Raw genomic sequence first — 18,988 nt, 5'->3', positions numbered from 1 at the left:
TCTTATTTATCGGTTCATCGAGATCAGGAACTCTTCGTTGTTCCGGGTCCCTTTCATATGTTCGAGCAGGAAGTCCATCGATTCCATGGCGTTCATGTCGGCCATGTGCTTACGTAGGATCCATACTTTTTTGAGTGTCTCTTTGTCGAGCAGCAAGTCCTCGCGGCGCGTACCGGATGCCATTACATCAATGGCAGGGAATACGCGTTTGTTGGACAGCTTGCGGTCGAGTTGCAATTCCATGTTACCGGTACCTTTGAATTCTTCAAAGATAACTTCGTCCATTTTGGAACCGGTGTCGATCAATGCGGTAGCGATAATCGTCAATGAGCCGCCGTTTTCGACGTTACGCGCGGCACCGAAGAAGCGTTTCGGCTTGTGCAATGCGTTGGCATCCACACCACCGGAGAGGATTTTACCGGAAGAAGGAACCACGGTGTTGTAGGCACGAGCCAGACGCGTAATAGAGTCGAGCAGGATTACCACGTCGTGACCGCATTCCACCATTCTTTTGGCTTTTTCCAAAACAATGCTCGCAACTTTCACGTGGCGGTCGGCCTGTTCGTCGAATGTTGATGCAATTACCTCCGCACGTACGCTGCGCTGCATATCGGTAACCTCTTCCGGACGTTCGTCGATCAAAAGGATCAGCAGGAACACTTCGGGGTGGTTACGGGTGATGGCGTTTGCGATTTCTTTCAAAAGCACGGTTTTACCGGTTTTAGGCTGCGCAACGATCATTCCGCGCTGGCCTTTTCCGATAGGTGCAAAAAGATCGAGAATACGGGTAGAATATTGTTCCGGGCGCGAGCTCAGGCGCAGGCATTCATCCGGGAACAATGGAGTAAGGTATTCAAAAGGAATACGGTCGCGGATTTCCTCGGTGGTTTTACCATTTACCGTTTCCACGCGCAGCAGCGCGAAGTATTTTTCTCCCTCTTTCGGCGGGCGGATCTGACCTTTTACGGTATCACCGGTTTTCAGACCGAATAATTTGATTTGCGAAGGCGAAACGTAAATATCGTCCGGGCTTGCCAGGTAGTTGTAATCCGCAGAGCGAAGGAAGCCGTAGCCGCCATCCTGCATGATTTCCAACACCCCTTCGTTGACGATCAGGCCATCAAACTCTCTTACATAGTTATTGTAATTGCGTTTGATTTTCGAAGAAGGGTCTTCGCGTTGCGCCTGAGGCTGTTGATGTCTTTCCTGGCCTTCGTGAGGAGGGCGTTGCTGGCGCTCTTCACGTGGCTGAGCAACTGCTTCCTGCGCAATTACCGCCGGTTTTTCTTCCTCAATATCAGCCTGAATTTCAGCAACCGTTACTTCCGGCTCGGCAGCTGTCTCTACTTCGGCAGGGATTTCTTCTCTGCCCAAGTCGTTGAGGGTATCATTATCCTCGTCGATTTCGAGCGATGTATCTATGTTTTTCGGACGTTCTTCCTGGCGTTTCGGGAACTCCTGGCGTGCAGGGGTATCGAACAGCGGGGCAGAAGAAGGGCCGGTTGGGATATCTTTTTTATTCCGTACAGGACGGTTATTGCCGCCTTTCACGGGAACCTGCACAGGAGTCGGTTCAATGGGCCTACGAGCCCGTTTTTTCTTGGGTTCACCAGAATCCGCTGAAACTGCTTCGAGCACAGGAGCTTCGACAGCTACGGGAGCGGCAACAGGCGCAGGTGCTTCCTGCTGCGACATTATCCGGTTAATCAGTTCTTTTTTAGGAAGTTTGGCATGATCGGGTATTCCCAGAGCACCCGCTATTTCTCGTAGCTCTGATAAAAGCTTAATGTTTAAATCATCAATTGTAGGCATACAGAAAATGGAAAGTAAAGGGTCACTTTACCAATTGGACAATAAGGTTGTGAATATAATTGGATATAAACAGGACTGCGCGCCCTGAAGTCACGTGATGGTCATTGATAGGTTGATAAGCATTTATTGCGAAAGCCCGCGCGAAAGGCTTTACAAACTGCAAAACTTTGATGGATCAAATCTGAAAATTGTAACAGGTACAAACAGGAGTATTGACAATAAATCAGCAAGATTTTAAATCTCGATAACGCTGAGGTGCGAAGTTACTGCGAGATGGAATTTGGATTTACGAGTCGATACTGACTTGGATGGACGAAGGTAAATATATATGGTTTAATTTCCAAATATTTAGCTTAAAAACCATGCCAAGCGGTTTATTATTGTTTTTGTATGACAAAAAATCTCGGATAATGTGCACAAGTCGGTGATTTAACGTGCAGTAACTTCCTTGCAGCCTTAGTTTTTGTGGCGGGAAAATCGGAATTTTGCGGACTATGAACATTGTTGTGGATTCCGGGAATACCTTTTCGAAGATCGGATGGTTCGAAGGGGAAAAACTTATACGATATACGACGCACCTGGAATTCCCGGAACTGATCCGTAATGTGAAGGCGGAACTGCCGGAGTACTTGTTTTTTTCATCAGTCGGAAGAACGCAGGAAGAGTTTCAGGAAGCGCTTGGCGAACCGGTGCAGGTGATGGGGCTGACGCCCGATACCCCTTTGCCGATTGCCAAGCATTACGATACTCCGCAGACACTCGGTGCCGACCGGATTGCCGCTGCTGCGGGCGCAAATTATCTCTTTCCTGGTGAAGATCTCGTGGTGATCGATATGGGTACCTGCATTACCTATGACCTCATCGACCGCCATGCAACATTTCAGGGTGGGTTAATTTCTCCCGGTGTGCGGATGCGATTCAATGCCATGCATACGTTTACTAAAAGACTTCCACTTTTCGAGCCTGAAAAAACGCCTGATTTGATCGGAAAAAGCACCCGTCAGGCCATGCAAAGCGGTGTAATGAACGGCACCCTTTCTGAAATCGAAGGAATTATTGAACGATACCGACACAATTACCCGACTTTACGCGTAGTATTATGCGGTGGGGATGCTGCTTTTTTTGAAAGTAGCTTGAAACCACCCATCTTTGCGGTGCCGGAACTGGTTTTAATAGGATTGAACAGAATTTTAACATATAATGTCTCTTTACAGTAGAATAGGAATAGTCACGCTTGCCATTACACTCGGTTGGGGTTGTACAAATCTTGCAAAAGCACAAGGATTGGGCAATTCCCCGTATTCATCGCTCGGCATGGGGGAGTTTTACGGGGATGCATATTCCGACAATACTGGTATGGGAGGAGCTGGCGTCGCCGCAGGAAGCGGATTCCAGGTCAACAACCTGAACCCGGCGCTCTGGGTGCGTAACAGGTTTACTACACTGGATGTGGGGTTGGTTGGACAATATAAAGACATTGCCTCCGGGAACCTGAATCAGAGAAATGCAGGTGGAAACCTGGCTTATCTGTCGTTGTCGTTTCCGATTACACCAAGGTGGGTAATCGGCGCCAATTTGAAGCCTTACAGCTTCATTGACTTTGAGAACTCATTTACGCGGCCGGTATCCGGTTCAACAGGCGTTGCGCAATATACCGTTTCGGGAAAAGGCGGCGTCAATAAGGCATCGGTAGTCAACTCGTTCCAAATCGGGCGTTATGTAAGCCTGGGCCTCGAAAGCAGCTATTTTTTCGGCAATGTGCGTAGAGCGTCAGATGTAATGCTTTTTGTAAATGGCGTGCCGTCTGACTACATCGTGAGCCTCAACGAACGCAACACCTATTCGGATATCGCTTTCCGCGCCGGTGGGTCCGTTCGTATCCCTATTAAAAAGGAGAACAAGCTGAATCTGAACCTTGGCGGTGCATATAGTTTCAGTACTGCTTTGAATGCGACCAAAACGACCTCCTTTGAGCTTACGCAAGGTTCATTCCCTGTTGCAACACCCGATACATTAGAAAACAATCTGGGCGGTTCCATGAAAGTGCCTGAGCAATACCAGGTAGGAGCGACGCTGGAATGGCCATTCAAAATGACGGTTTCCGTGGATTACAGCCACCAGTCGTGGTCCCAGTACAGAGGTTTCGGAAATGTGAACGAAGCGCTGAGAGACGTGAATCGCCTGCACGTCGGTGCGGAATATATTCCGAAGTTCGCTTCGCTCAATTATTTTGATAACGTTCGTTACCGTATTGGTTTCAGCACCGGTAACACGCCGTATGTGGTGGGCAAAACGAAAATCAATGATACAAATGTCAGCCTCGGCTTTACTTTCCCGATGGGCCGTGGTTTTGCCAATTTCCTTTCGATCGCATTGGTAGGAGGGCAGCGCGGCACCAACTCCGGCGGCGCCATCCGCGAGCGTTACGGACGCGTGGTTTTGGGTGTGACGCTCCTGGAAAGATGGTTTGAGAAGAGAAGGATCGACTAAACAGGCAGTTTTATGCTTAGCAAAAGCATTCAAAAGGTTTTTTCAAAAGGAGATAATCACTTATCTCCTTTTTGTATTCTGGCACTTTGCGCGTTGCTTTTCGCGGCTTGTGAACCGAAAACGGATAAAATCGGAGCGGCTTACAATGGACCGATAGAAATTGTCAACGATCTGGTGGTGAAATACAGCGAGCAGGGCAATATGAAAGTATATGTCAAAACGCCCAAGTCATTAACCTATCAAAACGAAACCCGGGTTTTTCCGGACTCGGTCAATATCAGTTTTTTTGATTCGCTGGGAACGGTGGTAACTACGCTGCGCTCGGACTCGGGCAGGTACGACCGCAATGCGGACGTGTATATTGTGAAGGGGCATGTGCGTGTTGTGAAATTACAGGACCATCAAATCCTGACCACTACTGAGCTCAATTGGAGCCCGGGAACCCGAAAGGTTTTTACAGATAAGCCATTAAAAGTAAGAAACACGTTGACATCGGAAACGACTAATGCGGTAGGGATGGATGCGGAACAAGACTTTTCTCGGATCAAGTTGCGGAAAGGTACCGGAACATTTCTTACAGAATTCTAATCAGCCTTGCATTCTGCCAATGCTTTGTGCACCACTTCGATCGGCGTGTAAACGCTGTCTTTCCCCCATTTCATTGAAACAAAACTTACGATTTCCGCAATTTCTATTTCGGTCAATTTAGGATTGGGCGGCATCGGCCTGCTGAACTTCTTGCCGTTCACGACGATGGTATCGCTCATGCCGTACTGGATAATGCAGGCGACGCGTGCTTTGTCGGAAAGAATCGGCGACCCGGCAATGGGAGGGTACAAATTGGACATTCCTTTGCCTTCCATTTGATGACAGTTGGCACAATGCGTCATGTATAACTGCTGTCCGGTCACAAAATACTGCTCACTTTTCAGTTCTTCCGAACTGCGGCATGATGCCAGGCCCAGCATTAGCAACGCCAGGATGCGGGCTGTGGCGGCACGGTTCAATTGCAGCAATTTCATTTTTTGTATTCAGCCAGTAACCTTTCCATGTCGTTGAGCAACTTTTTGGTCCCTTCCTCAGTGGTACCGTCATACATGCCGCGCACGTGCTTGTCCTTGTCGACGAGAATGAACGCCCCGCTGTGGATGTATCCGCCCTGCACGGTGGTGTCTTCCTTGGCTGTGGACATGTAGTTCTTTTGGCCAATTTCATAAATCCGGGCCTTGTCACCCGTCAGGAACTGCCATTGCTGGCCTTCCACGCCCAAATCCTTCGCAAACTGGTTCAGTACCGCCGGTGTGTCGTGTTCGGGGTCAATGGAGTGGGAGAGGATCATCACATCGGGATTACCCTTGTATGCCTCGTATACCTTTACCATTTGTTTTTTCATAACCGGGCAAATGGTAGGGCAGGTTGTGAAGAAAAAGTCGGTTACGTAAATCTTGTTTTCGACAATTTTCTCGGTGATAGTATCCCCGTACTGGTTAACAAAAGCGAATTTCGGGATCTTGTTATAAATGGTGTCAACGACTTCCTTGCCATCCACAGTCTTCTTCACAACGTCGCGCTCTCCCAGGATCGGCAGTTTATTGTCCGAATCGCCGCAACCGGTAATGGCAACCATTGAACCGGAAATAAACAGCGAATGGAAAAGGATTGATTTTACTTTCGAATTCATAAACGGGTTATTCTAAAAATGTTTTCGCCTCCTGGATCGATTTCAGTGTGGCTTGTTTGACGAGCAATATCCTTTCTTTCTCTTTTTCGAAATAAAGGAGAGCTTCTTTGGGTTCCAGTTTTTTAGCCGAATCGCCGCGGTATGCATGCATCCAGTCCATCATAAGCTTATCGGCATCGGTCAGTTTCTGATTGAGATCTACCGCCTTAATGCGCTGTTCGGCCATTGTATTGCTGCTTACACCTACATTTTGAAGGCTGTCGATCCCCTGAATCTTCTTGGAAAGCTGTGATTTCAGGCTCATAATATCCTCTTGCTGAGGCATAACTTCGTCGTGAATCGCCAGTACTTCGGTCTCAAGACTTGTTAGTTTTTCTTGGTCTTTGTCTTTCCCGCACGCGAAGCAAAGTACGAGGAGAAATGATAGAGGGATAAGGCTTTTCATAGTAAATGGGTTTAACCAAATAGGCGTAGGTCAATCTTTCAGGATCATTTCGCGCGCATTATGCAGCACGGCTTCCGACGGATTATGCCCGCCGATCATCTGAGCGATCTCCTGTACACGTTCATCGATGGTGAGTTTTTTGATCCTGCTGACAGTTCTGTCGGAGGAGTGATCTTTATATACAAAATAGTGCGCGTCGCCGCTGCTGGCAATTTGGTGCAAATGGGTAATAGCGATAATCTGGTGGTTTATGGCCATATTTTGCATCATTTTACCCATCTTCTTGGCAATTTCGCCGGAAACCCCGGTGTCGATCTCGTCGAAAATAATGGTAGGCAGCTTTCGTTTGTCGGCGAGTATATACTTAATAACCATCATTAGCCGGGAAAATTCCCCGCCGGAGGCAACTAATTTCAATTCTTGGGGAACAATACCCTTATTGCCACTGAAAAGGAACGTTGCGGAGTCAATTCCGCTTGGTGCAGGCGCGGTTTCGTTGATCTGGATGCTGAGCGATGCATTGGGAATGCCGAGCTCATACAGCCGGTCCAGAATAAGCTTTTCGATGGCTTTGGTCACTTTTTTGCGCCTGTCGGAAAGTATTTTCGCGCCGGCAAGCATCTTGTCGTGCGTTTGTGTGACTTTCTTCTCGGCTGCGGCCAAGTCTTCATCCAGGTTCATGACAATGCTTAGCTTGCTCTGCAAGTTGGCCTCGATATCCAGTAACTGTGCGACGGCAGAAACCTGGTGTTTTTTAAGTAGTGAATAAATCAGGTCCAGACGCTCCTGAACGACCTCAGTCCGCGCGGAATCCAGTTCAACATTGCCATTCACCTGGTCGATTTCCTCGGCCAAGTCGCGAAGCTCAATGAGCGCGCTTTGGGCGCGTTGGCGCAGGATATCATATTCATTCACCAGTCGGGACGCTTGCGTAAGGGAGCCTACCGCACTTTTCAGTAAGTCGAGGGCCGAGTTTTCCGGGTTATCGAGATACGCGTGGGCCAATTGGAGTTTTTCTTTAATCTCCACCGCATTTTCCAGGATTGTCAGTTCCTGTTCCAGCTTTTCCTGCTCGTCGGCTTTCAAGCCGGCATTATTCAATTCCTGAAAAAGGAACTGATCATAATCGAATTCCTTGCGAAGCTGGTGTGCCTGGCGTTTTAACTCATCGAAAGCCTTAACAGCTTCCCGGTAAGCATTAAAATCGGCCTGGTACGTTTTGAGCAGATCGGCGTTTTCGGCGTAAGAGTCGACGACGCGTAGCTGAAACTCGTTATTCCCAAGCAATATCGAATCGTGTTGCGAATGGACATCCAGCAACTGCATACCGATCTTCCGAAGCGTTTCCAGGTTGACGGGCGTGTCGTTGATGAATGCCCTGGACTTACCAGCTGCCGAGATTTCTCGCCGCACAATGCATTCTTCCGAGAAGTCGAGATTCTCATCCTCGAAGTTCGGAGCCAGATCGTAGCCTGTCAGGTTGAAAGTGCCTTCAATTACACATTTCTCACTGCTGTCGTACAGCGATTTTGCGTCCGCCCTGTTTCCGAGCAGCAGGCCTATTGCACCAAGCATAATGGATTTACCGGCACCCGTTTCGCCTGTAATGATGTTCAGGCCGGGATCGGGGGACATTTCTAGGTGCTTTATCAGCGCATAGTTTTTGATCAGTAAATTAGAAAGCATGTCTAATTTAGGAAGCAGATTGCCGGAGATGATGCAACCTGGCTATGATGAAGGGGATCAACGTCGTCTCCGATACGAATATAGGCATGATCTTCCCAATTAGGAAATATAACAGGAAGTTGCCCCGATTTTATAAGGTAGCGTGCCTGCTGGGCGGTACAATGCCTCTGTCGTCGTCGTAGACCACTTCATACAAGTCGGAAAGCGCGATCTGGTGCTGGTGGTTGCGGGTATCTTTCAATACAAGATGCGTGGCATCGACGGATAATAATATGCCAAAAACAGTGTTTCCGTTCGATAGGACGGCATTGAGCGGCTGTTTTTGTAAAATGCCCTGCTTGCTCTTTATTTGGTCGGGAGTGACCCGCATTAGTCTTTTACTCATGAATAATGTGCTACATGGATAGCCGCTGGTAGAGCTGGGTTTTTGAAGGGTCGAGATTAACCAGCAGGGTGTAAGCCTGCACACGTTGCTCGGGTAATCCCTCGATCATTATTTTATACAATTCATCCGATTTGGCATCAAAAAAAGAATTGACCACAACGCTCGCCGGGCGGAGCTGATTAACTTCTTTAATGGTATTCAGGAATTCAAGCGTTTTCGTACGGGTTTCGGCCGGATTCTGCGTTGCTACGTCCAGTCCCTGACGGTAGTATTTATACATACCTTCACGGAATGGAGTAAATTGCTGACTTTGAAGGTTTTCGATCAGCCAATAGCGGTTTTTAGAGTCGCCGTTCGAGTCCCAGCCGCGTTTGTTGGGTGAGGAGTTTCTGGCAAGATTCACAAGGTTGAATGCTTTTTGTACATATGGCGATCCGCCCATTTTGCTGAAAGAGTCATAATCGAAAATCAGCGCGATGTTGGCGTAGAATGCCAGGATGTAGGGAAGTTCTTCGGTGTAGCTGTTTTCATTAAAATACAGCTGCGTGCTGGGAAGGTAAGTGAATGTGAAATTCTTATCGACATACGTAAAAAGCACGGTTTCGTAGGTGGAACCATACACGGGCCGGGATACGATCAACTGTGCATTGCCTTCGTAATTTCCCTGAGCCAGAGAGCGGGTGAGGTTCACATTGAGCTTGCATTTGATCTTCTCTTCCTTGGCAAACTGGTCGTTGGTCCAACGTGTATTGTTGAGAAAATCATTCATGTATGTCTGCAACTGACTCATGGATTGCGGGTCAGTTTTTTGTTGGGCTACCAATTGCTCATAATTGAGATTGACGGTAAACTGGAATTCCTGCGCGTGAACACGTTGCGCGAGCGCCCCCAGCAGCAGCGGGATAGTCAGGATCAGTAGTTTTATGCTTCGCTCCATTTGGCTAGTACGATATTAAGAATGTCCTGCGCGACCTCTTCTTTGGATTTAAGGTCGAATTGCTGGACATTTTTGTCTTTGTCAATAACGGTTATTTTGTTGGTATCGTGTGCAAAACCTGCCCCGGGATCGTTTAGTGAATTTAAAACAATGTAATCGAAATTTTTCCGGACAAGCTTATCCTCGGCGTGGTTCAATTCGTTTTCGGTTTCGAGTGCAAAACCGATGATCGTTTGTCCTGGCCGTTTCATGGCACCCAGGGTTCCCGCAATATCTGTTGTTTTGGTAAGATCCAGCGTCATGCTGTCGCCCTGCTTCTTGATTTTTTGTTCGGCAACGTGCTTTGGCGTATAGTCGGCCACCGCAGCTGCGAAAATGATCAGGTCATTAGCTTCGAAGTGGTCTTTTGCCGCATTGAACATCTGGTTGGCAGTTTCAACAGGGATGGCGTGGATATTGGGATTAGACGCTTTCAAATGCGTAGGCCCGCTTACGAGCGTTACATGCGCACCAGCGGCCGCGAAAGCTTCTGCGATGGCATACCCCATTTTACCCGAAGAACGGTTGCTGATAAACCGTACCGGATCGAGCGGCTCCACCGTCGGGCCGGCGGTAATCAGGACGCGTTTAGAGCGGGCAACTGGCCGTTGCGAGAAATGAGCGTCGAGTACTTTGATGATATTTTCCGGCTCAGCCAACCTCCCGTCACCGATCAGCCCGCTGGCCAGTTCTCCGTGTTCGGGAGAAATAAAGATGTTTCCGTAACTAACCAGTTTCTCGATGTTATGCTGCGTGGAGGGATGTTTGAACATATCCACATCCATGGCAGGAGCGAAGAAAACAGGGCACCGGGCTGAAAGATAAATGGCCGTGAGTAGGTCGTCGCAATGGCCGCTGGCACACTTGGAGAGCGTTTTTGCCGTGGCAGGCGCGATAATGACTAAGTCAGCCCAAAGTCCGAGTTCGACGTGGTTGTTCCATTCACCCGCATCATTTTTGGTAAACGAGGTGAGAACAGGATTTTTGGAAAGGGTCGACAACGTCAACGGCGTGATAAACTCCGTCGCGGATTGAGTCATTACCACACGAACCTCTGCTTCTGCCTTCACAAGCAGTCGTACCAGCAAAGCGGATTTATAGGCGGCAATACTACCCGAAATGCCTAGCAGTATTTTTTTACCTTTCAGATTCAATTTTACAAGGATTTGATTGTAAAGTTAAAACAAAAAAGCCCGCCATCAATCAGATTCATGGCGGGCTTCGGGAAATGCGGATGTATTATTCTTCGCTGGCGTCGCGGTAGCTGTGGTAAGTTTTGCCTTCGATGAACTCATCGATTGCAATGCTTCCTGCCTTAGGCATACGCTCGTAAAATTTCGAAATTTCGATTTGCTCTCTGTTTTCAAACACTTCTTCAAGGTTATCCACACCGGAAGCAAATTCAGCCAGTTTGTTGTTCAGCTCTTCCTTCATTTTGCTGGAGATCTGGCGAGCCCTTTTGGAAATGACCGATACGGATTCATACAGGTTACCTGTTACCGCCGCTATCTTGTCTGTATCACGGGTAATGATCGATGGATTCGTTGCCATAATGGTCTGATATAGTTAAATTTTTAAAACAATATAAATGGTACCTGCTACTGGCCGTTCGGGGCACTGGCAGCCGGTGTTGTAACCTTGGCCGGTTTGGTAGCCGGGTCGGGTTGAGCTTCTTTCAATTTCTGGCGTTCGGCTTCTACCTTGGCGATCGTTTCGATCTGCTTCTGGCTGTCTTCGTACATTTTTTCGGCGTCACGGTTATATCTGCCGGTCGGATATTTATCGACTAGTTCCTGGTAGAACTTGACAACGTCCTGGAATCTTTCTTTCTGCTTGTCGCTGAAACTGTTTGAAGCCAGGTTGTACTGGGATTCTACTTTCAGGAAGGCAAGCTCCTCGTTGTATTGTGAGTCGGGGAAGTCTTTTCGGAAGTTTTCGATGGAAATAACCGCCGATTTAAGCGACATCGGGTTAAAGTCACTGATTTTGTGATACAGCCTCGCGCGTTCATAGGCTTTCCTTTCGAGTTTAGACCTTAGTTCAAGAATATAACGGGTACATTCTTCGCGGAAAGGGCTGTCGGGATAAGTATTGATGAAATCCTGCATAGCTTGGATCGCCGTGAATGTGCTCGTCTGATCCAGGTTGTATGGTGAAGAGTCCTTGTACAACGAGAATGCATGCATATACAGTGATTCCTGTGCGTAGTCACTGCGCGCGTAAGTGTCGTAGAATTTCTTGAAGAGAAACTGACTGGTATTGTACTGGCCCTGGTGGTATTGCGAGTAAGCATAATAGAACTGCGCGAGCTCGGATTCGGTACTTCCTTTGAGCAAAGGGATCAATTCCTCAAACAGCAGTCCTGCGCGGTAATAGTCCGCCTTTTTGTAATAGGCCATGGCAGCATCGTACTTCTGCTGATCTGTGCCTGTCTTCTGTAACTTGGAGAACTTACTGCAGGAAGTAACAACAAGGATTGCAATGAATAGCAAGAAATAGCTTGCCGGACTGTTTTTTCGCATATTAACTGCAAAGGTAATAAAAAAAAGCTACACGATTCATAACGAATGCGTAGCTGATATAGTGTTAAAAGTTAGCCTATTGCTGATGGCGAACGAGCATTTTCTTGGTGGCCACTTTCTTGCCGTCGACAGACAACTGGTAGAAGTACAGGCCGGTAGCCATATCCCTGGTATTGATCCGCAGTTTACGATCGTTTTTGTTGAGTGTAAACTCCTGCATCTGAGAACCGAGCACATTGTAAAAAGTCAGTTTTGCATCGCGCAGGCCCGGATTGATCGTGAAATCGATTTCCGCGTATTCACTCGCAGGGTTGGGGTACACATTGGAAACCGAGATCTTGTCATTCACGAACAGTAGTTCTTCTGCTCTCAGTTGCGCTTCCAACGCGGGGGATTTCTTTTCACTGCCTTTTTCCGCTACTTCAACGGCCAGTGCATTATTGTCTGTCGCATTGGCGGATGCAAAAAGAAACGAAGTGTAGAATCTATTCAGCGCTTTTGGATTTTGCAAAGTCAGCGGTTTGTAGCTGGCACCGCTCGAAAAGTTTGAGAATTTGATGTTCTGAGTTGCGGGGGCTTTCTTTTTGCCGACCATATTCAGGCGGCTTCCCCCCGACACACTTTGGGCCTGTAACCCTTGAATACTCAGGGCTAAGGCTAAAATCATATATATAAAACGTATAGTTCTTTTCATAGCTGCAATCGGATACTTTTTACTAATGCGTTATGTGTTTTTTAGCTGAAAAGTACGCTACAAAAATATAGAGAAATAATTGTATATTCAAAATATATTGTGAGAATGGGTAACTTTATTTTTGTATGGTAAAAAATCGTGCCGACAGCCAACACCGTCACAATTTCTGATCAAACTTATTTTTCCTGCCAGGTCGTCTTGGCCTTCGTCGGTTTCTCGGCTATACGCCAGTTGAAACCGTCCAGTTGCCTTTCAGCGGGTTTTATTTTCGAAGGAGGGATTAACTTTCCATCCGGTTTTCCGATGAATGCGATCCGCTGGATACGATTGTCCTCGAAAAGCAGGTTCATTCTCCCGCATTCGACCCTGTTCAGACCGATATTTTTCTGCTTATCATCCACCGCATAGTAGGCGCTTTCCCCGTTGCCGTCTACCAAAACCTGCTTCAATTTGTTTCCTGTCTGAAAGTAGGCATTGATCGTCCGACCCTTCACCTGGTTGAATTGCTTCACTAGCGTGTCCTCCGTAATGACGAAAGATTTCCCCTTGAGAAGCATTCTGTTGATCTCGTTGCTGACCAGGAATGCGGTGATTGAATCGGCTTCCATCTGGTAATGCTGGTCACTCCAAAGGATCGGTTTACGGAAGAAACGGATGATCGAATCGGCCGTGTCGTAGGTGATCGAGTCGCATTTTCCCTGGAAATCGGATTTGTAGATGAACACATTGCGATCCCCGATCAGTTTCCGGGTGCTGTCACGCGAGTTCTCGAACGAGTAAAGCGTATCGGCCCGAATGTAGAGCGTGTCTTGAGATACTACATTTCTGACATAGGCATGGCCAAAAATTTTGGAATAACCCTTTGTCTTCCAGTAATATCCCTCGTCGCCATTCAGTACCGTTTTGTCCTTTTTAGCGACGATCACCACATTTCCTTTTCCTTTTCCGTCATTGGATTTGCCATCTACTACCAGTGAATCGGCGGTGAGTGTATACGTTTCATTGTCGACAGTCGTGCGCGTATGAAATGCTGACTGCGTCGATTCCGTATTGTACTGCCCCCGGGTTCCCACAACAGTGCCGTCTTTATTTACGATCTTGGTCTTGCCATTGAAATAAGACCATTTGGTGATCGAGTTGTAGAGAAGGGTATCAGTTGTGAGCGTGTATTTTTTGTTCACCAGCTTCACATTTTTGTAATAAGTGAATTCTTTCGTGCTGGTGTTGTACACTCCTTCTTTGCTGGTGAGTACATTCTCCTCATCGACGGTCCGCCCCGGTAGCTTGTAGTAGGCCATTCCGTTGGCCATATCGTACTCGATTTTCCGGGTTGTAAGCGTTTTTTTAGTGTCTTTCAGGACCGTTTTCTTTCCGCTTACGATTGCCAGGCGGGTATTTCCGTAATAATAGAGCGTATCTCCCGTTACTGTAATCGTGTCTCCCTGGACGATCTTGACATTGCCAAATGCCTCGATCATATTGGAATTGATGTGCTGGATAGCAAGGTTGCTGTATAAGAGTGCTCCCTTGTGCCTGAAAACGCCATTGGTAACCCGCCGCGAATCGTCGCCCGGCTCATTGATAATTTCGAGCTCGTCCGATTTGAGAATCTCTACCAGGTTGTCACTGGGAAGAGGCTGCGCCTGAGGTAATGCTTTCTGTGCGAACAGATAAGGCGAAAAAATCAGTAAGGCAAAGAACGTCAGTTGAAATATATTTCTTTTGATATTGATGACGCCGAAAAGTTTAAAAGGGTTGCAGGTTCCTGCACTATTTTTTTTGTTCATGTTGCTTTTCTTTCTCTTACCTTTGGCTGGATCCTGTCCCGTTGCCATCCGGACGAAGAGATAAATCCATTCTCATTTATTCAAAAGTACATCAAATACGATTCGCAGGTTCATGTTGGATTCGTTTTTAACTTTTATTAACCAACACACGCCGGATCTGAAACAGCAGCCGACTTTGCTCGCCGTGAGCGGAGGAATCGATTCTGTGGTGATGGCTCATCTGTTTCATAATCTGGGACTTCCTGCGGGTATTGCGCATTGCAACTTTGGTTTGAGAGGGGAGGAGTCGCAGGGTGATGAAGCATTTGTACGTGAACTGGCAGCCCGGTGTAATTTTCCGTTTTTTGTGAAAAGTCCGGATGTGAAAAGTTTCGCAAAAAGTACTTCCGTGTCGACGCAAATGGCAGCCCGCGAACTACGTTACGAGTGGTTTGAGAAGGTTAGGGAGGAGATGGGCTACCGATGGATCGCGACCGCGCATCATGCGAATGATTCGTTGGAAACGCTGTTGCTGAACCTGGCCCGGGGAACCGGCCTCGCCGGGCTGACAGGTATCGCGCCTGTAAACGGTCATTTGATCCGACCTCTATTATTCTCAAATCGAGCGGAAGTTAGTCGCTATGCGGCGGAAAACGGCATTGGATGGCGGGAAGACCGTACTAATGCAACAGACGATTATTACAGAAATAAGATTCGTCACCACGTGATCCCCGTTTTGGCTGAGTTGAATCCTTCGCTGGAAAATACATTTAATGTTTCGGTGGAACGACTGAGAGCTTCCAACGCATTGCTTGAAGCACATTTACAGAATTGGAAAAAGCAGATTGTGAGTGAGGAAAATGGCAATGTTCGCATCCCCATCGTCGCAATATCGGAAGAAGCTGAACCGGCTTACCGCCTCTGGTTCATTTTACGGGATTTCGGCTTCCAATATGGTCAGGCACGAAGCGTCGCGGCTTCTCTCAACGGGATTTCTGGTAAACAGTTCTTCTCACCAACCCACGTTTTGCTTATTGACAGGGATTTTCTTGTATTAAGAGATTTATCCGAAAACTCCGGTCAGGAGGAATTGATCATCGAACAACCCAACGCGACGCTGGACTGGCATGGCTTAAAACTTGCCCTGCGTACATTACCGGCAGGAAGCCCGGTTCACTTTGATCATACAACGATCGCCGTAGATCTTGATTTGCTCACATTTCCGTTAACCTTGAGAAAGTGGCAGCAAGGGGATATCTTTCATCCCTTCGGAATGGGCGGCAAACGTAAAAAGGTAAGTGACTTGCTGATCGACAAAAAAGTCGATCTTTTCGAAAAAGAAAAGACTGCCGTGCTGCTCAATGGCAATGGCGACATTATCTGGGTGGTAGGAATCCGCGCTGACGAACGGTTCAAAATAACAACGGCCACAAGCAATCTACTGCTGATCTCCCTCAACTAGTAGGCACAAAAAATGGCCGGATTAAGAACCCGGCCATTTTCCCACGAATTTCTATCCTAACATAAACTCGGTTAGTTCTATCGGATGCAAGAAAGTGAGGTAATTCGATTGGAAAAATGATATTGGTCATGGCTTTGAAAAAAAATCGGGGAGTTTGCCGGTGTGTGGCTCCTCGCAGGTAAAGGAGAGTGTTTTGTGACACCGTGTTTACTTAATTGGAATAGTCAACACTAACATAGAAATTACATACAATCTTCCCTCTTGGCAATCATGATTAAACAGTTACTCACCCTCTTTGCTTTTTGTTGCTATTTCAGTTGGTTTGCCCAAGCCCCCGCCATTCGCATTAATAAGTCAATCCCAAAAATTACTGCATTGGAACGGAGTTCTCGATCGATGTGACGGTGGAGGGGACATTTCCTGCTGATAATAATTTTACCGTCTTAGCCTACCGCTATTGGTACAGTCCTGCCCGACGCTGGGAATCGTCCGCGTGCTCGGGGGGGACGTTGGTTACCAAGCTGAAAGATGCGGAATTGGCCGATCTGGAAAGTTTTCAGATAAAAGTTCTTTCCACGAATCCCAAACGTAAATTGTTAGAGAGGATTTGAAACCAGATATATAACTCACTGTTAATAAGAAAGTTATAGGATTTCAAAAATTACTTCCACGATTCACGACATCAGCTTAAAAAGCCTCGTAAAAACTTATGTAACTAGCTGATTGTCAATTAATAACAAGCCGAATTTTACACAAAGTTATGAAATCTCTGTTTAAGGGCAAAAATTGGGTTAATTTCTTCTGCACTTTAGGTTCGAATCCCTAGTCTCCGAGGGTTCGAATCGTTTCGAGAGCATTTGGAAGTACCCAAGTCCGTCGGGAGCTCATATGGCTGTAATAGGAAAAGCTACGACATGTCAATTAGATAAAGCGTTCGATATTTCCGTCAATGGAGCAAGTGAAGTCCTGGTTTCCAGGCTAGGTTTGAGCTTGAGAAAAATCGACCCGAGCTTCGACCCCAGGACCTATGGTTTTAAAAGCCTTTCACAACTGCTGGAAAGCTTACCCAAATACCTACTGGCAAAAAGTGAAAACAAGCACCCATTAGTGAAGTTACGATGAGCGTGGGTTTAGTTGGTCTGTATTCCCTTTTCCTAACCTGCCAACTACAACAGATGGGGGAGCTGTAAAGCCAGCTATTCTGGTAGCTTGTACACCAGCGCATTCATATTGATACCTGCGCCTAAGGATGCGAAAACGATGTTGCTGCCGGCAGTAAACGTATGCTTCCCGAAATTGCCTTTCGCTATTAAATCAAATAAGGTCGGCAGCGTAGCGACAGAACTGTTCCCAAGCAAAGAGATCGACATCGGCATAATGTCTTCCGGGTGATCCTTGCGGCCGTAAAGATGAAATAAATGCGACAGGATTGCCTCGTTCATTTTTTCATTGGCCTGGTGGATCAATATTTTGTCGATATCTCCTATGGATAGCGATGCCGTCTGAATGGACTCCTTGACAGTGGCCGGAACGGTTTTCAGGACACTTTCATAGAGCTTCCTGCCATTCATCTTCAGGAAGGTGGCACCGTCGTCATAGTCGGGGTTGTACGAGCGACCCATCTGTAAAACGTAAGCCAGCTCATCGGTATAAGATTTGACGACATGTGAGAGGATACCTACGGGCCGGTCGCTCTGTACCCGCTCGACAATCACTGCTCCCGCGCCGTCAGCATATATCATGCTGTCCCTGTCATGCGGGTCACATACCCGTGACAACGTTTCAGCCCCAATGACCAAGACCCGCTTAGCTGCTCCGCAACGGATAAAGATATCCGATTGGATTACCCCCTGCAGCCAGCCGGCACACCCGAAAGGCAAGTCGAGGCAAACGGTGGAAGGGTTATGTATTTGTAGCCGGTTCTTTATCCTCGAGGCCAGTGAAGGCACCAGTCCGCTGCGGCAATTGGAGGCTGGTATATCTCCAAAATTGTGGGCGACAATGATATAATCAAGAGATTCCTGGTCGACTGACGAAGACCTTAAAGCTTCCTGGGCGGCAAAATAGCCGATGTCGGATGCCATCAGATCATCTGTGACGTATCTCCGTTCGGTGATGCCTGTAATCTTTTCAAATTGACTGATGATATCGGGGTTAGCCTTGGTAAGCCGGAGGCCGTCGCGGTCAAAAAATATATTTTCCAGGAAATGGTCATTGGGAACCTTCAGGGTAGGGATGTAGCAACCGCTACCGGTAATAACTGAAAAAAAATCGTTCTTCATTAAACATTAGAATTTTACAAAATGGATGTTGCTAGCAACTTTCTATCAGGCCGGTACGGAAGGTAAGCATAAATCAGGGCAATCAATGGGAAGTCGGAATCAAATACCAGCCCGTTTGATGACCAGCCCTGGGAGCTGCATTGATCATACAGTGCGATCATCACCAGGCCGACCAATCCAAGGGCAGTATACCTTTGGATTCGAAAAAATACAGGCGGTTCGCGACATGGGTTTAATCGGTAAATTTCCTTTACTATTTTGCAGTGCAAAACTCATCTAAATATAGAAGATATTTCAAGTCCGTTGGACCAGCCGGAGGAATCCACTTTGGATTGCTGGCGAAGGCGGGCAAAAGACATCAAAGAGAAGGACGAGCAGACCTCCGGGAGCGGTCATCCACACTGTTTCACCCTGACGGCCCGGACGCGGGAGAGGAATGGGAGGATTAGCTACGGTGTACAGCTCACCAATGACGGCCCTCTTTATGTTCGTCCAGGTTACGGGTTGGACTTATGGGACCAGTTCTTTTGAGCAACCAGTATCCTGCATCTGAGGGAAGTGTATCCTGGGCCAACAAAAAGGACAAAGTATGGCAACAACCAGGACCTTGTTTGGGAGATAGCTGTATCCTGCTTCACCCACCACGTATGCCACAAGCAAAAGAACTTAATCGAGGGGCATAGTGCATCACCTTTGGCAGGTTTGCCCGAGAATGCGATGCTACCTCTTAGTTTCTTTGCCCGGATTCTATCTGTTTGGTCCTGAATGTTTTAGGCCGCGAGCCCTG

The 18,988-nt window shown here is 47.4% G+C and carries 18 protein-coding genes; 5 read left to right on the top strand and 13 right to left on the bottom strand.

Annotation, left to right across the window (positions count from 1 at the left end):
* Positions 1–6: 6 nt before the first annotated feature.
* A complete protein-coding gene (gene rho, locus J2Y43_RS01735) occupies positions 7–1,812 on the bottom strand; it encodes a transcription termination factor Rho (protein ID WP_309981526.1) in 1,806 nt (601 codons plus the stop codon).
* A gap of 494 nt (positions 1,813–2,306) precedes the next feature.
* Here rho and J2Y43_RS01730 point away from each other — a divergent pair, with 494 nt between their 5' ends.
* Genes J2Y43_RS01730 through lptC form a run of 3 tightly spaced genes read left to right on the top strand, consistent with a single transcriptional unit; the run spans position 2,307 to position 4,890 of the window.
* Complete coding sequence (locus J2Y43_RS01730; protein ID WP_309981527.1) at positions 2,307–3,029, top strand: type III pantothenate kinase; 723 nt, start codon at positions 2,307–2,309, stop codon at positions 3,027–3,029.
* On the top strand, positions 3,013–4,302 hold the full coding sequence (locus J2Y43_RS01725; RefSeq protein WP_309981528.1) for a hypothetical protein: 1,290 nt from the start codon (positions 3,013–3,015) through the stop codon (positions 4,300–4,302). The genes J2Y43_RS01730 and J2Y43_RS01725 overlap by 17 nt, the downstream gene beginning before the upstream one ends.
* A gap of 12 nt (positions 4,303–4,314) precedes the next feature.
* Positions 4,315–4,890: an LPS export ABC transporter periplasmic protein LptC gene (gene lptC, locus J2Y43_RS01720; protein ID WP_309981529.1), complete on the top strand. Its 576-nt coding sequence runs from the start codon at positions 4,315–4,317 to the stop codon at positions 4,888–4,890.
* Here lptC and J2Y43_RS01715 read toward each other — a convergent pair.
* The 11 genes from J2Y43_RS01715 to J2Y43_RS01665 all read right to left on the bottom strand — a co-directional run bounded on the left by J2Y43_RS01715 (position 4,887) and on the right by J2Y43_RS01665 (position 14,478).
* Positions 4,887–5,324: a cytochrome c gene (locus tag J2Y43_RS01715; protein WP_309981530.1), complete on the bottom strand. Its 438-nt coding sequence runs from the start codon at positions 5,322–5,324 to the stop codon at positions 4,887–4,889. The genes lptC and J2Y43_RS01715 overlap by 4 nt on opposite strands.
* Entirely contained in the window at positions 5,321–5,983 is a 663-nt protein-coding gene (locus tag J2Y43_RS01710) for an SCO family protein (protein ID WP_309981531.1), read from the bottom strand. Before J2Y43_RS01710 ends, J2Y43_RS01715 begins: the two co-directional genes overlap by 4 nt.
* A gap of 7 nt (positions 5,984–5,990) precedes the next feature.
* A complete protein-coding gene (locus J2Y43_RS01705) occupies positions 5,991–6,428 on the bottom strand; it encodes a viral A-type inclusion protein (protein WP_309981532.1) in 438 nt (145 codons plus the stop codon).
* A gap of 30 nt (positions 6,429–6,458) precedes the next feature.
* Positions 6,459–8,114: a DNA repair protein RecN gene (recN, locus tag J2Y43_RS01700; RefSeq protein ID WP_309981533.1), complete on the bottom strand. Its 1,656-nt coding sequence runs from the start codon at positions 8,112–8,114 to the stop codon at positions 6,459–6,461.
* A gap of 130 nt (positions 8,115–8,244) precedes the next feature.
* The gene (locus J2Y43_RS01695; protein WP_309981534.1) at positions 8,245–8,499 is read right to left on the bottom strand and encodes a hypothetical protein; all 255 of its coding nucleotides are present in this window, start codon (positions 8,497–8,499) and stop codon (positions 8,245–8,247) included.
* A gap of 10 nt (positions 8,500–8,509) precedes the next feature.
* Positions 8,510–9,436, bottom strand: coding sequence for a DUF4835 family protein (locus tag J2Y43_RS01690; RefSeq protein WP_309981535.1), 927 nt, complete (start codon positions 9,434–9,436; stop codon positions 8,510–8,512).
* The gene (coaBC, locus tag J2Y43_RS01685; protein WP_309981536.1) at positions 9,421–10,629 is read right to left on the bottom strand and encodes a bifunctional phosphopantothenoylcysteine decarboxylase/phosphopantothenate--cysteine ligase CoaBC; all 1,209 of its coding nucleotides are present in this window, start codon (positions 10,627–10,629) and stop codon (positions 9,421–9,423) included. The genes J2Y43_RS01690 and coaBC overlap by 16 nt, the downstream gene beginning before the upstream one ends.
* 85 nt (positions 10,630–10,714) lie before the next feature.
* Entirely contained in the window at positions 10,715–11,026 is a 312-nt protein-coding gene (locus J2Y43_RS01680; protein ID WP_015814652.1) for a DNA-directed RNA polymerase subunit omega, read from the bottom strand.
* 47 nt (positions 11,027–11,073) lie between these two features.
* On the bottom strand, positions 11,074–11,997 hold the full coding sequence (locus tag J2Y43_RS01675) for an outer membrane protein assembly factor BamD (protein ID WP_309981537.1): 924 nt from the start codon (positions 11,995–11,997) through the stop codon (positions 11,074–11,076).
* Between the two features lie 76 nt (positions 11,998–12,073).
* Positions 12,074–12,664 (bottom strand): T9SS type A sorting domain-containing protein, encoded by a 591-nt coding sequence (locus J2Y43_RS01670; protein WP_309981538.1) that lies wholly within the window; start codon positions 12,662–12,664, stop codon positions 12,074–12,076.
* A 203-nt stretch (positions 12,665–12,867) separates the two neighbouring features.
* The gene (locus J2Y43_RS01665; protein WP_309981539.1) at positions 12,868–14,478 is read right to left on the bottom strand and encodes an OstA-like protein; all 1,611 of its coding nucleotides are present in this window, start codon (positions 14,476–14,478) and stop codon (positions 12,868–12,870) included.
* Between the two features lie 112 nt (positions 14,479–14,590).
* Between J2Y43_RS01665 and tilS the strand changes: the two genes are divergently transcribed.
* Entirely contained in the window at positions 14,591–15,919 is a 1,329-nt protein-coding gene (gene tilS / locus J2Y43_RS01660) for a tRNA lysidine(34) synthetase TilS (protein ID WP_310226376.1), read from the top strand.
* 888 nt (positions 15,920–16,807) lie between these two features.
* Entirely contained in the window at positions 16,808–17,041 is a 234-nt protein-coding gene (locus J2Y43_RS01655; RefSeq protein WP_309981540.1) for an OST-HTH/LOTUS domain-containing protein, read from the top strand.
* 74 nt (positions 17,042–17,115) lie between these two features.
* Here the strand turns inward: J2Y43_RS01655 and J2Y43_RS01650 are convergent, their stop codons facing one another.
* A complete protein-coding gene (locus J2Y43_RS01650) occupies positions 17,116–18,201 on the bottom strand; it encodes a ketoacyl-ACP synthase III (RefSeq protein WP_309981541.1) in 1,086 nt (361 codons plus the stop codon).
* Between the last annotated feature and the right edge of the window lie 787 nt (positions 18,202–18,988).

Origin of the sequence: Dyadobacter sp. BE31, assembly GCF_031457695.1 — a bacterium.
Classification (GTDB): domain Bacteria; phylum Bacteroidota; class Bacteroidia; order Cytophagales; family Spirosomataceae; genus Dyadobacter.
The sequence above is the reverse complement of the archived record's forward strand: the minus strand, read 5'-3'. Positions and strand labels throughout refer to the sequence as shown.

What these genes read in the sequence shown, in the direction of transcription:
- J2Y43_RS01670 (WP_309981538.1), bottom strand. Translation starts at nt 12,664, where the DNA reads ATGATTTTAGCCTTAGCCCTGAGTATTCAAGGGTTACAGGCCCAAAGT.
- J2Y43_RS01715 (WP_309981530.1), bottom strand. Translation starts at nt 5,324, where the DNA reads ATGAAATTGCTGCAATTGAACCGTGCCGCCACAGCCCGCATCCTGGCG.
- J2Y43_RS01695 (WP_309981534.1), bottom strand. Translation starts at nt 8,499, where the DNA reads ATGAGTAAAAGACTAATGCGGGTCACTCCCGACCAAATAAAGAGCAAG.
- J2Y43_RS01655 (WP_309981540.1), top strand. Translation starts at nt 16,808, where the DNA reads ATGGCTGTAATAGGAAAAGCTACGACATGTCAATTAGATAAAGCGTTC.
- J2Y43_RS01650 (WP_309981541.1), bottom strand. Translation starts at nt 18,201, where the DNA reads ATGAAGAACGATTTTTTTTCAGTTATTACCGGTAGCGGTTGCTACATC.
- J2Y43_RS01705 (WP_309981532.1), bottom strand. Translation starts at nt 6,428, where the DNA reads ATGAAAAGCCTTATCCCTCTATCATTTCTCCTCGTACTTTGCTTCGCG.
- J2Y43_RS01725 (WP_309981528.1), top strand. Translation starts at nt 3,013, where the DNA reads ATGTCTCTTTACAGTAGAATAGGAATAGTCACGCTTGCCATTACACTC.
- tilS (WP_310226376.1), top strand. Translation starts at nt 14,591, where the DNA reads ATGTTGGATTCGTTTTTAACTTTTATTAACCAACACACGCCGGATCTG.
- J2Y43_RS01690 (WP_309981535.1), bottom strand. Translation starts at nt 9,436, where the DNA reads ATGGAGCGAAGCATAAAACTACTGATCCTGACTATCCCGCTGCTGCTG.
- J2Y43_RS01680 (WP_015814652.1), bottom strand. Translation starts at nt 11,026, where the DNA reads ATGGCAACGAATCCATCGATCATTACCCGTGATACAGACAAGATAGCG.
- J2Y43_RS01730 (WP_309981527.1), top strand. Translation starts at nt 2,307, where the DNA reads ATGAACATTGTTGTGGATTCCGGGAATACCTTTTCGAAGATCGGATGG.
- J2Y43_RS01710 (WP_309981531.1), bottom strand. Translation starts at nt 5,983, where the DNA reads ATGAATTCGAAAGTAAAATCAATCCTTTTCCATTCGCTGTTTATTTCC.
- J2Y43_RS01665 (WP_309981539.1), bottom strand. Translation starts at nt 14,478, where the DNA reads ATGAACAAAAAAAATAGTGCAGGAACCTGCAACCCTTTTAAACTTTTC.
- rho (WP_309981526.1), bottom strand. Translation starts at nt 1,812, where the DNA reads ATGCCTACAATTGATGATTTAAACATTAAGCTTTTATCAGAGCTACGA.
- recN (WP_309981533.1), bottom strand. Translation starts at nt 8,114, where the DNA reads ATGCTTTCTAATTTACTGATCAAAAACTATGCGCTGATAAAGCACCTA.
- lptC (WP_309981529.1), top strand. Translation starts at nt 4,315, where the DNA reads ATGCTTAGCAAAAGCATTCAAAAGGTTTTTTCAAAAGGAGATAATCAC.
- J2Y43_RS01675 (WP_309981537.1), bottom strand. Translation starts at nt 11,997, where the DNA reads ATGCGAAAAAACAGTCCGGCAAGCTATTTCTTGCTATTCATTGCAATC.